General features: G+C 68.3%; 12 protein-coding genes. 6 read left to right on the top strand and 6 right to left on the bottom strand.

Features of this window, described 5'->3' with window-relative positions:
- A partial coding sequence (locus AC2VOK_RS20610) for a helix-turn-helix transcriptional regulator (RefSeq protein ID WP_428902097.1) occupies positions 1–485 on the top strand: 485 nt, incomplete at its 5' end.
- Positions 486–549: 64 nt separating this feature from the next.
- Here the strand turns inward: AC2VOK_RS20610 and AC2VOK_RS20605 are convergent.
- Positions 550–1,173 (bottom strand): TetR/AcrR family transcriptional regulator, encoded by a 624-nt coding sequence (locus AC2VOK_RS20605; RefSeq protein WP_428902096.1) that lies wholly within the window; start codon positions 1,171–1,173, stop codon positions 550–552.
- A 156-nt stretch (positions 1,174–1,329) separates the two neighbouring features.
- Here AC2VOK_RS20605 and AC2VOK_RS20600 point away from each other — a divergent pair, with 156 nt between their 5' ends.
- The gene (locus tag AC2VOK_RS20600) at positions 1,330–1,455 is read left to right on the top strand and encodes a hypothetical protein (RefSeq protein ID WP_007167223.1); all 126 of its coding nucleotides are present in this window, start codon (positions 1,330–1,332) and stop codon (positions 1,453–1,455) included.
- 27 nt (positions 1,456–1,482) lie between these two features.
- Here AC2VOK_RS20600 and AC2VOK_RS20595 read toward each other — a convergent pair whose 3' ends face one another.
- The 4 genes from AC2VOK_RS20595 to AC2VOK_RS20580 form a co-directional block, all read right to left on the bottom strand.
- Entirely contained in the window at positions 1,483–2,916 is a 1,434-nt protein-coding gene (locus AC2VOK_RS20595) for an NAD(P)(+) transhydrogenase (Re/Si-specific) subunit beta (protein ID WP_428902095.1), read from the bottom strand.
- Positions 2,913–3,257 (bottom strand): NAD(P) transhydrogenase subunit alpha part 2, encoded by a 345-nt coding sequence (locus AC2VOK_RS20590; RefSeq protein WP_428902094.1) that lies wholly within the window; start codon positions 3,255–3,257, stop codon positions 2,913–2,915. The genes AC2VOK_RS20595 and AC2VOK_RS20590 overlap by 4 nt, the downstream gene beginning before the upstream one ends.
- Positions 3,257–4,369, bottom strand: a complete 1,113-nt coding sequence (locus AC2VOK_RS20585) for a Re/Si-specific NAD(P)(+) transhydrogenase subunit alpha (protein ID WP_428902093.1) — start codon at positions 4,367–4,369, stop codon at positions 3,257–3,259. The genes AC2VOK_RS20590 and AC2VOK_RS20585 overlap by 1 nt, the downstream gene beginning before the upstream one ends.
- 291 nt (positions 4,370–4,660) lie before the next feature.
- On the bottom strand, positions 4,661–5,122 hold the full coding sequence (locus AC2VOK_RS20580; RefSeq protein WP_428902092.1) for a DUF1348 family protein: 462 nt from the start codon (positions 5,120–5,122) through the stop codon (positions 4,661–4,663).
- Positions 5,123–5,204: 82 nt separating this feature from the next.
- Between AC2VOK_RS20580 and AC2VOK_RS20575 the strand changes: the two genes are divergently transcribed.
- The 4 genes from AC2VOK_RS20575 (at position 5,205) to AC2VOK_RS20560 (ending at position 11,045) form a co-directional block, all read left to right on the top strand.
- Positions 5,205–6,425, top strand: a complete 1,221-nt coding sequence (locus AC2VOK_RS20575; RefSeq protein ID WP_428902099.1) for an acyl-CoA dehydrogenase family protein — start codon at positions 5,205–5,207, stop codon at positions 6,423–6,425.
- Positions 6,418–7,242 (top strand): tyrosine-protein phosphatase, encoded by an 825-nt coding sequence (locus AC2VOK_RS20570; protein WP_428902091.1) that lies wholly within the window; start codon positions 6,418–6,420, stop codon positions 7,240–7,242. The genes AC2VOK_RS20575 and AC2VOK_RS20570 overlap by 8 nt, the downstream gene beginning before the upstream one ends.
- Positions 7,243–7,408: 166 nt before the next feature.
- Positions 7,409–9,190, top strand: coding sequence for a PE-PPE domain-containing protein (locus AC2VOK_RS20565; RefSeq protein ID WP_428902090.1), 1,782 nt, complete (start codon positions 7,409–7,411; stop codon positions 9,188–9,190).
- A 103-nt stretch (positions 9,191–9,293) separates the two neighbouring features.
- Positions 9,294–11,045 (top strand): PE family protein, encoded by a 1,752-nt coding sequence (locus tag AC2VOK_RS20560; protein WP_428902089.1) that lies wholly within the window; start codon positions 9,294–9,296, stop codon positions 11,043–11,045.
- 274 nt (positions 11,046–11,319) lie between these two features.
- On the opposite strand, the gene AC2VOK_RS20555 is transcribed toward AC2VOK_RS20560, so the two are convergent.
- Positions 11,320–12,579 carry an HNH endonuclease signature motif containing protein gene (locus tag AC2VOK_RS20555; protein ID WP_428902098.1) on the bottom strand — a complete coding sequence of 420 codons (1,260 nt, stop codon included), beginning with the start codon at positions 12,577–12,579 and terminating at the stop codon, positions 11,320–11,322.
- Between the last annotated feature and the right edge of the window lie 41 nt (positions 12,580–12,620).

The following is a 12,620-nucleotide window of genomic DNA, read 5'->3' as shown; positions in this document are numbered from 1 at the left end:
GGTATTTCGCCGAACGCACAACGGGGCTCACCCTCAGAGCCGGAGACCTTCGTCGGCGCATGCACCCGGATCACGTGGCCCACCGGGCGCTCGTCGACTATCTCCAGAGCATCACCACCCGGGAGACCGGCCTCGTGCAGCCGATTCGTTCGATGATCCGCCAACTGTTGCCGACCGGCGCCACCAAGATCGACGTGATCGCCGCTCAGCTCGGCTTGCATCCCAAGACGTTGCAACGCCGACTCGCCGACGAGGGAACGACGTTCGCCGCCGTGGTGGATCAGGTGCGCAAGGAACTCGCCGCGCAATACCTGGCAGATACTCGGATCAGCCTGTCCCACCTTGCGCGTGAACTCGGTTACGCCGAGCAGAGTGTGCTCACCCGGGCGTGCCGACGCTGGTTCGGCTGCGGCCCCAACGACTACCGCAGGAACCTGCACAAGCCCACCGTCCCCACGCCGACTGAAAACCGGCCGCGGCGTTGAGCGCCCCGGCCGGGTGGGGCCTGCGCTGCGACGTGTGCCGCCGGCCCGGGGTCTCCCGCGGACCCTACGGACCCAGCGGCGAGGTCTGGCGGATCGTCTCGTCGCGGATGAGCCCCCGCAGCAGCGCGGTGCTGAACTCGGCGGCGATCTCCTTGGCGCTGCGCCGTCCGCTGGGCCGCAGCCAGCGGTAGCTGCCCAGCGTCATGCCGATGTAGCCCAGTGCCACCACGTGCGAGTCGCACTCGTAGAACTCACCGCTGACGATCCCGCGGTCGATGAGACCGTGCACGTGCTCGTAGACCTGCGCTTCCTTCTCCCGCACCTCGGCAACCTGTTCGGCGGTGAACCACTCGGTGATGTAGGGCGCTTCCTGGAAGTAGACGGCGGCGCGCTCGGGGTTGTCGGCGATCCCGCCGAGCAACCGCGCGGTGTACTGGTAGAACGCCTCGCGGGCCGTCCACGACGGGTCGTCGTGGACGGCGGCCAGCGTTCCCTCGGCGGCCTGACGGTAGATGTCGAACAGGATCAGCGACTTACTGGCGTAGTAGTGGTAGACCGTCGCCTTGTTCAGCCCGATGACATCGGCCACGTCGTCCATCCGGGTGCCGTGATAGCCGCGGGCGGCGAACAGCGTGGTGGCAACGGCCAGCAACTCCTCGCGGCGGGAAACCCCGTTCTCGGATGGCATCTGCACTCGCTATCGTCCATTGCCGGGGCCGGGCGCGACCCCGGACCAGGCTAGCTGTCAATCAACTGGTTGGACAGTTTATGCGGGTGTTGCGCCGCGGTGGAGGGGACTAGACTGACCGGCGAACCAGTCGCGACTGACCACAGGGGTGGCCCAATGGATCCGAGCCCGGACTACGACGCGAGCGACGAGATCGAGTTCTTCTTCCGCTACGTCCCGTGGGGTCTGCGCGGAGTCGTCGACGGCAACGGCTACCCGCCGCCGGCCTATCCGCCCGTCTGACCGGCAGCATCGGCGCTCGACACCTGCTCAGAGCGCCTTGAGCTCCTCGGCGACCTCCGTCACCGACTTCTTCGCGTCCCCGAACAGCATGGTCGTTCCCTCGCCGTAGAACAGCGGGTTGTCGATGCCCGCGAACCCGGAGTTCATCGACCGTTTCAGCACGATCACCGACTTGGCCTTGTCCACGTTGAGGATCGGCATGCCGTAGATCGGGCTGGACGCGTCGTTGCGGGCCGCCGGGTTGGTGACGTCGTTGGCGCCGATGACGATCGCGACGTCGGTGCGGGCGAACTCGTCGTTGATGTCGTCCATGTCCTTCATCGCGTCGTAGTCGACCTCGGCCTCGGCCAGCAGCACGTTCATGTGCCCGGGCATGCGGCCGGCCACCGGGTGGATGGCGTATTTGACCGTCACACCCTTGGCTTCCAGCAGCGACGCCATGTCCTTGACCGCGTGCTGGGCCTGCGCCACGGCCAGGCCGTAGCCCGGGACCACGATCACCTGGTTGGCGTAGGCCATCTGGATCGCCGCGTCGGCCGCCGAGGTCGCCTTGACGACCTTGTTACCGCCTTGACCATCAAGGCCGCCGGCCGGCGCCACGCCGCCACCACCGAACCCGCCCGCCACGATCGCGGGAATGGAGCGGTTCATCGCCTTGGCCATCAGATTCGTCAGGATCGAACCGGAAGCGCCGACGATCATGCCGGCCACGATCATCGCGGTGTTGTTCAGCGCCAGCCCCGCCGCGGCGGCCGACAGCCCGGTCATCGCATTCAGCAGGGAGATGACCACCGGCATGTCGGCGCCACCGATGGGCAGCACCACCATCAGGCCGAGCACACCCGAGGCGGCCAGCAGGCCGATCATCCACCACAGCGACACGCCGCCGCTGCAGGGATGCGCGTGCAGGCCGATGACCACCGCGGCGGCCACCGCCGCGGTCAGCAGCAACAGGTTGACGAGTTGCTGAGCCTTCCCCAGGCCGATGGGCCGGCCGGGCAGGATTTCCTGCAGCTTGCCGAACGCGATGATCGAGCCCCAGAACGAGATCGAGCCGATGATCGCGGCGAACAGCGAGGCCACCACGATGTGCACCGTCGGTGACTCGTTGTGCTGGAAGGCCGAGAAGCCGGTGGTCTCGAGGAATTCCGACAGCGCGATGAGCGCGACGGTGCCGCCGCCGACGCCGTTGAAGAATGCCACAAGCTGCGGCATGGCGGTCATCTTGGTCAGCCGCGCCGGCGGCACGCCGAGCACCACACCGACGACCAGACCGGCGATGATCAGCGGCCACTGGGTGGTGTCGCGGATCATGACCAGCGTCGCCGCCACCGCCAGCGTCATGCCGACCGCGGCGATCAGGTTGCCGCGCACCGCGGTCTTGGGGCCGGTCAGGCCCATCAAGCCGTAGATGAACAGCGAGAACGAGATGATGTAAAGGACGGTGATCAGGTAGTTCATTTGCCCGCAGGCCCTCCTGCTTTGTCGCCCTTCCCGGCCGCGGCGGCCGCAGGCTTCTTGCCCTTGAACATGCCCAGCATCCGGTCGGTGACGATGAATCCGCCGATGACGTTCAGCGTTCCGAACACCACCGCCACGAACATGATGATCTGCAGGGCGATCGACGGGTGCTCGATCTTGCCGAACACCACCAGCGCGCCCAGTACCACGATTCCGTGGATGGCGTTGGTCCCCGACATCAGCGGGGTGTGCAGCGTGTTGGGGACCTTGGAGATCACCGCGAACCCGACGAACCCGGACAACACCAGGATCGCGAGGTTCTGCAACAGCTCGTCGTACATCAGGAGTCCTCTCCGGTGCGCGTCACGCAGGCCGCCGCGATGATCTCGTCGCCGAAGTCGGGGGCCAGCGTGCCGTCTTTGATCATCAGTTCCAGCAGGGCCGTGATGTTCTTGCTGTACAGCTCGCTGGCGTGCTCGGGCATCGTGGCCGGCAGGTTCAGCGGTGCCGCGATGGTGACGTCGTGGCGGACCACGGTCTGGCCCGGTTCGGTGAGCTCGCAGTTGCCGCCGGTCTCCCCGGCCAGGTCCACCACGACGCTGCCGGGTTTCATGCCCTGCACCGCCGCAGCGGTCACCAGTCGCGGCGCGGGCCGGCCCGGCACCAGCGCGGTGGTGATCACCACGTCGAATCCGGTGATGGCCTTCTCCAGTGCTTTTTGCTGCTGCGCGCGCTCCTCCTCGGTCAGTTCCCGGGCGTAACCGCCCTCGCCCGCGGCGGCCAGATCTTCGTCGCCCAGCGACAGCCACTGGGCGCCCACCGAACGCACCTGGTCTGCCACCTCGGGGCGCACGTCGTAGCCGGTGGTGCGCGCGCCGAGCCGCTTGGCGGTCGCCAAGGCCTGCAGCCCCGCCACCCCGACGCCGAGCACCAGCACGGTGGCCGGCTTCACGGTGCCCGCCGCCGTGGTCAGCATCGGGAAGAATCGCGTCGACTCCCAGGCCGCGACCAGCACGGCCTTGTAACCGGACACGTTGGCCTGCGAGGACAGCGCGTCCATCGCCTGGGCGCGTGAGATACGCGGAATGGCCTCCAGCGCGTAGGCCTGCACCCCGGCGCTTCTCAGCGCGCCGATGCAGTTGTCGGCATTGCGGGGCGCCAGGAAGCCGACCAGCGTCTGGCCGCTGCGCAGCTTGGCGACCTCGGCAGCGCTGGGCGGGGCCACCTTGACGACGACATCGGCGCCCCACGGGTCGCCGATGCTCGCCCCGGCCTCGATGTAGAGGGCGTCGGGAAGCAGCGCCTTCTCGCCGGCGCCGGATTCGACGACGACGCTGACACCGCTTTTCACCAGCGGTGCGACCGCCTTGGGGACCAGCGCGACCCTGCGCTCGCCGGCCCCGGACTCGGCGACCACACCAACCCTGACCGGCGTTGTCTGCGAATCTGTCATGACACGTACATCTACTTTCCCGTGCTTTCTGCCGATGGATGTCCCCACCGATGGATACGGCGCCGGCCCAGCCGCGCGCTTGGCTACCTTAACGCGCGCCGCGTCCGCCACCGACCTGTGATCACCCGGGCAGACTTCCCCGGCAACTGGTCGGCTGTCCCGGTCGATGCTTCGCCGCCCTGCGGCGATTCGGTAGCCGTTGCCGCGTTGTGGGGCCACAAGAAAGCGTTGTGTTGCGACGCCGCGTTCAGAGAGCCGCGTGTCCACCAGCCGCGCCGTCACCACATGCCGTCACCACATGGGGATGTCCTGGTCACGTTCGGCGGCCGGGCGTGGCCCGAAGTAGCGCCGCTCGGATTCTTCGATGGGCACGTCGTTGATGCTGGCCTCGCGGCGCGCCATCAACCCCGACGGGTCGAACTCCCACAGTTCGTTGCCGTAGCTGCGGTACCACTGGCCGTCGCGGTCGCGGCATTCGTACTGGAACCGCACCGCGATGCGGTTGCCGTGGAAGTCCCACAGGCTCTTGCGCAGCGAGTAGTCGAGTTCGCGCCGCCACTTGCGGGTCAGGAACGCCACGATGGCGTCGCGGCCGATGACGTGTTCGCCGCGGTTGCGCCACCGCGACTCCGGGGTGTAGGCGCGGCTGACGCGTTCGGGGTCACAGGTGTTCCAGGCGTCCTCGGCGGCCTGGACCTTCTGTATCGCCGTCGCGCGGGTGAACGGGGCAAAGGGGGGCAGCGTCTCGGTCATGGCACAGATCGTGCGGGAAGTTGACCGCCTGTCAAATGTGAGCGACCGCAGGTGCCCTATCGTGACGGGCATGGACTTCGCGATGTCGGCCAAAGCAAGCGACTACCACCAGCGGCTGTCCGACTTCATGACCGAGCACGTCTTCGAAGCCGAGGCCGCCTACGACGCCTACCGTCTCGAGGCCGGACCCCATGACCACACCGTCCCGCCGGTCGTCGAGGAACTCAAGACCAAGGCCAAGGACCGCGGCCTGTGGAACCTGTTCCTGCCGGCCGAGTCGGGCCTGACCAATCTCGAGTACGCCCCGCTGGCCGAGCTGACCGGCTGGAGCCTGGAACTCGCGCCCGAGGCGCTCAACTGCGCCGCGCCCGACACCGGCAACATGGAGATCCTGCACATGTTCGGCACCGAGGAGCAGCGCACCCGGTGGCTCCACCCGCTGCTCAACGGCGAGATCCGCAGCGGCTTTTCGATGACCGAACCCGCGGTGGCCAGCAGCGACGCCCGCAACATCGAGACCACGATCGAGCGCGACGGCTCCGACTACGTCATCAACGGCCGCAAATGGTGGACGTCGGGGGCCGCGGACCCGCGCTGCACGATCCTGATCGTGATGGGCCGCACCAATCCCGCCGCGGCGAGCCACCAGCAGCAGTCGATGGTGCTGGTGCCGATCGACACGCCGGGTGTGACCGTGCTCCGCTCGACGACGGTGTTCGGCTTCCACGACCAGCCCGGGCACTGCGAGATCGTCTACGACAACGTCCGGGTGCCGGCCACCAACCTGCTCGGCGAGGAGGGAGGCGGCTTCGCGATCGCCCAGGCCCGGTTGGGGCCGGGCCGCATTCACCACTGCATGCGCGCGCTGGGCGGCGCCGAACGCGCGCTGGCCCTGATGACCGAGCGGGCCCGCAACCGGGTGGCGTTCGGCCGGCCGCTGGCCGAGCAGGGCGTGGTGCGCGAGGCGATCGCCACGTCACGCAACCAGATCGACCAGGCCCGGCTGCTGTGCGAGAAGGCGGCGTGGACGATCGACGAGCACGGCAACAGGGCCGCCCACCTGCTGGTCTCCCAGATCAAGGCGGTCGCCCCGCAGGTGGCCTGCGACGTCATCGACCGCGCCATCCAGGTGCACGGTGCCGCCGGCGTCAGCGAGGACACTCCGCTGGCCCGGATGTACGGCTGGCATCGCGCGATGCGGATCTTCGACGGACCCGACGAGGTGCACATGCGGACCATCGCGCGCGCCGAGATCGGCCGGGAGAAGTCGCCGTTGGCCGCGGCGGTCACGTCGCGTGGCTGAGGCGTTACGGGAACTGTCGGGGGCCTGGAACTTTCGCGACGTCGCCGACACCGTATCCGCGCTGCGACCCGGGCGGCTGTTCCGTTCCGGCGAGCTGAGCCGGCTCGACGACGAGGGCCGCGCCACGATGCGGCGGCTGGCGATCACCGACGTCGCCGACCTGCGGTCGTCGCGGGAGGTGGCCCGGCGCGGACCGGGCCGGGTGCCCGACGGCGTCGACATCCACCTGCTGCCGGTCCCCGATCTCGCCGACGACGACCCCGCCAACGGCGAGGCCGGGCAGGCGCCGCACGAGCACGCGTTCCAGCAGCTGCTGCAACGCGAGGAGGGCCTGCCGGTCGACGAGGCCGCAACCCGCTACATGATCGACGAATACCGGCAGTTCCCGATGCGCAACGGGGCGCAGCGCGCGCTGCGCCGCGTCGTCACGCTGCTCGCTGCCGGGCGCCCGGTGCTCACGCACTGCTTCGCGGGCAAGGACCGCACCGGCTTCGTGGTGGCGACGGTGCTGGCGGCGGTCGGTGTCGACCGGGACGCCATCGTCGGAGACTTCCTGCGCAGCAACGACGCCGTACCCCAGTTGCGGGTGCAGATCACCGAGATGATCCACCAGCGCGCACAGGCCCCGGTGACCGCGGAGGTGGAAACCTTCGCCGAGGCCCGGCTCTCGGACGGGGTGCTGGGGGTGCGCGAGGAGTACCTGGACGCCGCATGGCAGCGGATCGACGGCGAGTTCGGGTCCCTGCAGGCGTATCTGCGCGACGCGGGCATCACCGCTGCCGACGTGGACCGGTTGCGCGACGCACTGTTCGCCTGAGCACCGGCGCCGTCACACGTTCGGAAAACGAGCCGCAAAAGATGCATACCGAGACGCAGATCACGTCTAGGATGACACGGGCCGACTGCTGCGCCGGCCGCGAAGACGGTGATGCGCGGCCCGACGCCCGCACAACTCAGCAGTCCTGCCCGGAAAGGAATGCCCGATGACGAGCATGCTTGTGCAGCCCCAGTTGATAGGGTCGGCCGCGTCGGACGCGGCGGGAATCGGCACGGCGATCGACCAGGCCCGCTCCGCGGCCGCGGCGCAGACGACCGGGCTGGTGGCGGCGGCGCAGGACGAGGTGTCGGAAGCCACTGCAGCGCTTTTCGGCTCATTCGGCCAGGACTACCAGGCGCTGCTGGCGCAGGCGAGCGCGTTCCACGAGCAGTTCGTGGCGGCTTTGAGCGGCGCCGGGAACGCCTACGTGCAGGCCGAGGCGGGCGTCGCCGGCACGCTGGGCGCCGGAGCCGCGGTCGCGGCCGCGGCAACTCCCACGCGGATATCGACGCCGACGAGTCCCATCACAGTCCTCACCAATCTGATCATGACCGGCAGCGGTACCGCGACGCCGTCGACGACGTACATGGCGAACGTCTTCGACCGCTACCTCGACAACTTTTATGCCGGGACACAGACGGCCGTGTCCACAGCTGAGGGGTTGTATCCGTTCACCGGCGTCAAGGACCTGACGCTGAACATCTCGCTGGCCCGCGGCGTCACCGAGTTGGACAACGCCATCAAGGCGCAGATCCCAGACCCCACCAACTACACCGGGAGTCCTTTGTCGATTCTGGGGTACTCGCAGAGTTCGACCCTGGCGTCGATGTCGATGCCGATCCTGAAAGCCGATGGCTACTTACCCACCCAGCTCAACTTCACCCTGCTGGGCGACCCGAGCAACCCCAACGGCGGACTGCTGTCCCGCTTCCCGGACCTGAGCCTGCCCAGCCTGGGCGTCACCTTCGGCAACTCCACACCCAGCAACGACTTCCAAACCACCATCTACTCGCTGGAATACGACGGGTTCGCCGACTTCCCGCAGTACCCCATCGACATCTTCTCCGACCTCAACGCGCTGGCGGGCATCGTCTTCATCCACGGCACCTACCCGACACTGTCGCAGTCGCTGGTCAACTCGGGTTTCCTGCTGCCGGGGTCGGCGCAACTCCACGACACCGGCGGCAGCACCCTGACCAACTACGTGATGATCCCCACCCACAATCTGCCGCTGCTGGACCCGCTGCGCGCGATCCCGGTGATCGGCAACCCGCTGGCCGACCTGGTCCAGCCGGACCTGACCTACCTGGTCAACTGGGGCTACGGCAACCCCGATTACGGCTACTCCACCGGGTTGGCCAATGTGCAGACCCCGTTCGGGTTCCTGCCGCCGCTGAGCGCGACCACCGCCCTGGGTCCGCTGCTGGTCAGCGGCGCCCAGCAGGGCATGAACGCGTTCGGGGCCGACATCTCCGCCATGCTCCCCACCTCGCTGCCCGCCATGTCGCTGCCGGCCCTGTCACTGCCGACCCTCGCGGGCGCGCTCACCGGGGGGGCGTCGGCGGGGACGACCGCACTGGCGTCGCTGCCGACCGTGGCGTCCATCCCTGCCACACTCACCAACGTCATCGGCGGCATCGAGAACGCCAACAACACCCTCGTCGGCGGCTTCACCACCGACTTCTCCACCGCCTACGCGACGCTGCTCCCGACTGCGGACATCGCGACCGCCGTGGTGGTGTCCCTGCCGTCCTATGACCTCAACCTGTTCCTCAACGGGATCTCGCAGGCCATCAACGGCAACCCGGTCGGCCTGCTCAACGCGATCGGCGACCCGATCGCCGCCGACACCGGACTGGTCACCCTGGCCGGCGGCTTCGAGTTCATCTCCATCGAGAACTCGCTGCAGACAATCCTGCTCGGTGTACCGAACCCGGGTCCGAACTGACCGGTCGGCGCCGAAAACGCTTAAACGCCAGACACAACGGCGCATTCGCCGTACGGTGGCCCAGTGCCGCCTCGATGCTGTCTGGCCATAGAAGGGTGATCCGATGACGTTTGTCTTCGCGCAGCCACCGATGATCGCGACGGCCGTCGCCGACGTTTCCGGGATCGGGTCGGCGATCGGCACGGCCAACGCCGACGCGGCGGGCTGGACCACCGGCCTGCAGGCCGCCGCCGGCGACGAGGTGTCGGCGGCCACCGCGACCCTGTTCAGTGCCTACGCCCACGAATATCAGGCGCTGCTCGGGCAGGCGCAGAGTTTCCACGACGAGTTCGCCCGCGCCCTCACGGCCGCCGCAACCACCTACGCGGCAACCGAATCCGCGGCGACCACCACCCTGGGGTCGTTCGGCGCCACAGCCCAGACCCAGTTCGGCGCGCTCACCGGCGGCGCCACCGCAGCCGGCACGGCGGGCGCCACGGCGCTGGCCACCAGCACCACACCGGTGAAGACCGCGCTGATCCTCGGGGCCAGCGGGGTGCCGATCCCCGACGCCAAGTACATCGCCACCGCGTACGGCAACTACGTCTCCCGTGACTTCACCACCAGCAACATCCAGGGATTGTTCACCCCCGAAGGCCTGTACCCGATCACCGGGATCAAAGACCTGACCCTGAACATCTCGGTGGACCGGGGCCTGACGATCCTGAACAACGCGCTCACCGGGCCCAACGCGACAACCCAGCCGGTCACCGTGTTCGGCTACTCGCAGGGCGCCATGCTCGCCGCGCTGGAACTGCCGAATCTTGTTGCCGCCCATGTGCCGACGTCGGACGTGAGCTTCGTGCTCGTCGGCAACGAGATGACGCCGAACGGAGGCATGCTGGCCCGGTTCCCGGGTCTCGACTTGCCCAGTCTCGGTATCCCCTTCTACGGCGCCATGGCCTCGAACACCGGCTACCCGATCTACAACTACACCCTGGAATACGACGGCTTCGCCGACTTCCCGCAGTACCCCATCGACATCCTCGCCGACCTCAACGCCTTCGCGGGCATCGCGTTCGTGCACGGCACGTACCTGACGATCCCGGCAACCCAGATCTCGCAGGCCATCACCTTGCCGACCAGTCCCGGGTACGACGGCGGCTCCACCTACTACATGATTCCGACCCAGAATCTGCCGCTGCTGGACCCGCTGCGCGCGATCCCCGGTATCGGGAACCCGCTCGCAGACCTGCTGCAGCCCGACCTTCGGTACCTGGTCAACTGGGGTTACGGCGACCCGAACTACGGCTACTCGACCGGCTACGCCAACGTTGCGACGCCGTTCGGGGTATTGCCGCCACTCAACGCGACACTGGCGCTGGGGCCGGACCTGCTCAACGGCGCCTACCAGGGAATGGTCGCCGCAGGAGGCGATTTGAGCGCACAGGGGCTGCCGCCACTGAACCTGTCGGCGGCGGCGCTGCCGAGCCTGGCCGGCACGCCGCCGGCCGTGCCGACGGGCATCTCGCTCACGTCGACGCTCGACGGCGCCATCGCGGGCCTCGAAAACGCCAACACCGGATTCGCCAACGGCCTCGTCTCCGACATCTCGACCGCCTACGCGACGTTGCTGCCGACCGCGGACATCGCGACGGCGCTCGTCGTCACGTTGCCATCCTACGACGCCAACCTGTTCCTCAACGGGATCACGCAGGCGATCAACGGCCAGCCACTGCAGGGGCTCTTCAACGCGATCGGCCAGCCCATCGCCGCAGATGTGGGCCTGGGAACGCTCGCCGGCGGTGTCGAATTCCTTACCCTCGCCAGCGCCGTCGACACCATCCTGACCGGCACGCCGCACCCGTCGCCGTAGCGGCCTGTAGTTTCTTTGTGCCCCAGACGTTTTCGGTTGCGACGCACGGTCGAAAGGCCTAGCCCAAGTTTCCGAGAATCCGTGGTTTCGGGCCTCCCGCCGCGATGTGAGTTGCCGCGATTTTCCTTGTGACACAACGCTGCTGGTGCTTGACTTCACCGCCGATCCCGCCTGGCCGAAATTGTGCCAAGCCTGTAGAAGAATGCGATCGGCGGCCGGCCGTACTGGTACCTGCGCGAGATGGGCTGGGGAGCACAATTCTCGGAAACTCAGGCTAGTTTTCGGGTGGTGGTTGGGGTTGGAAGGGTTGGTACCACCACCAGTCGGCGCGTTCGCCGGTGGGCCCGGCATACGGCGCTACGGCCGGCGGGGGACCGGCGGGCGGGCGGGCCAGTGATCCCGGGCGCAGTGGTCGCCCGGCGCTGTCGGTGACTTCGAGCTCGGTGGCGGGTCCGGTGATGGTGATCTCGCCGCGGTGGTGTGACCGGTGGTGGTACGCACAGACCAGCACCAGGTTGGCCAACTCTGTGGCACCGCCGTCCTCCCAGTGCCGAATGTGGTGGGCATGCAAACCCCGGGTGGCGCCACAGCCGGGGACCGCGCACGTCCGGTGGCGGTGCTCGAGGGCGCGCCGCAGCCGCCGGCTGATCGTGCGCGTGGCCCTGCCGGCGCCGATAGGCTGGCCGTCGCGTTCAAACCAGACCTCGCAGGTGGCATCACAGGTCAGGTATCGGCGTTCGGCGCCGGTCAGTGCGGGGCCCAGGTGCAGCGCAGCCGCGCGCTGGGCGACGTCGAGGTGGACCACCACCGTGGTGTGCTGCCCGTGGGGGCGGCGGGTGGCCTCGACATCCCAGCCGGTCTCGACCAGGCGCAGAAACGCCTCCAGGGTGCCCGGTGGCGGCGGCGCGCCCTCGGCGTGGCACTCGCCGTCGCCGCGGTCGTGTTTGTACTCGGTGATCAGCGCATCCCGATGCGCGGCCAGCGCGGCGTCGAACTTCGCCGCATCCAGATGCCCCAGTGTGATCCGCCAACAGGTCAACTCCTCGCCGGTGTTTTTGGTGATCGAGGGCTGCGGGCGCGGGCGCGGGTCGGGGTCGGGGCGCGGCTCGAGGCTGACCGCGGTGCGCAACTGGTTGACCGTGGCGCTACGCGCCAACTGCTCGTAATGCTCATCGGATCCCTGCCCGGCCCGCGCGGCAATCACCCCGACCTGATCCAACGACAGCCGGCCCTCCCGCAGGCCCTGCACGCAGCGCGGAAACTCCTCCACCCGCCGCGCCACCGCGGTGATCGTATGCGCATTCGTCGAGGACACACCGAGTTTCCAGGCCACCAACGCCGCCACCGACCGCGCGCCGGTAACCCCGCACAACTCGTCACGCTCCATCTCCGCGGCGATCTCCACGATGCGCCCGTCAATGGCGTTGCGCTGACCGGCCAACTCCGACAACTCCTCAAACAACACCGCCAAACGCTCCTTCGGGGGAATCGCCCCCGATCCCAACGACGCGGTCACCGAAGCGGTCAAGCACATGACCCCATCAAAGCAGTGGGCACCGACAACCCCCGGCCGCC

It is taken from the genome of Mycobacterium sp. TH-M116, from assembly GCF_057473685.1.
The sequence above is the reverse complement of the archived record's forward strand: the minus strand, read 5'-3'. Positions and strand labels throughout refer to the sequence as shown.

Excerpts from the sequence above, each read along its gene's own strand:
- AC2VOK_RS20560 (WP_428902089.1), top strand. The coding sequence starts at position 9,294 with ATGACGTTTGTCTTCGCGCAGCCACCGATGATCGCGACGGCCGTCGCC.
- AC2VOK_RS20590 (WP_428902094.1), bottom strand. The coding sequence starts at position 3,257 with ATGTACGACGAGCTGTTGCAGAACCTCGCGATCCTGGTGTTGTCCGGG.
- AC2VOK_RS20600 (WP_007167223.1), top strand. The coding sequence starts at position 1,330 with ATGGATCCGAGCCCGGACTACGACGCGAGCGACGAGATCGAGTTCTTC.
- AC2VOK_RS20605 (WP_428902096.1), bottom strand. The coding sequence starts at position 1,173 with ATGCCATCCGAGAACGGGGTTTCCCGCCGCGAGGAGTTGCTGGCCGTT.
- AC2VOK_RS20580 (WP_428902092.1), bottom strand. The coding sequence starts at position 5,122 with ATGACCGAGACGCTGCCCCCCTTTGCCCCGTTCACCCGCGCGACGGCG.
- AC2VOK_RS20585 (WP_428902093.1), bottom strand. The coding sequence starts at position 4,369 with ATGACAGATTCGCAGACAACGCCGGTCAGGGTTGGTGTGGTCGCCGAG.
- AC2VOK_RS20555 (WP_428902098.1), bottom strand. The coding sequence starts at position 12,579 with ATGTGCTTGACCGCTTCGGTGACCGCGTCGTTGGGATCGGGGGCGATT.
- AC2VOK_RS20595 (WP_428902095.1), bottom strand. The coding sequence starts at position 2,916 with ATGAACTACCTGATCACCGTCCTTTACATCATCTCGTTCTCGCTGTTC.
- AC2VOK_RS20565 (WP_428902090.1), top strand. The coding sequence starts at position 7,409 with ATGACGAGCATGCTTGTGCAGCCCCAGTTGATAGGGTCGGCCGCGTCG.
- AC2VOK_RS20575 (WP_428902099.1), top strand. The coding sequence starts at position 5,205 with ATGTCGGCCAAAGCAAGCGACTACCACCAGCGGCTGTCCGACTTCATG.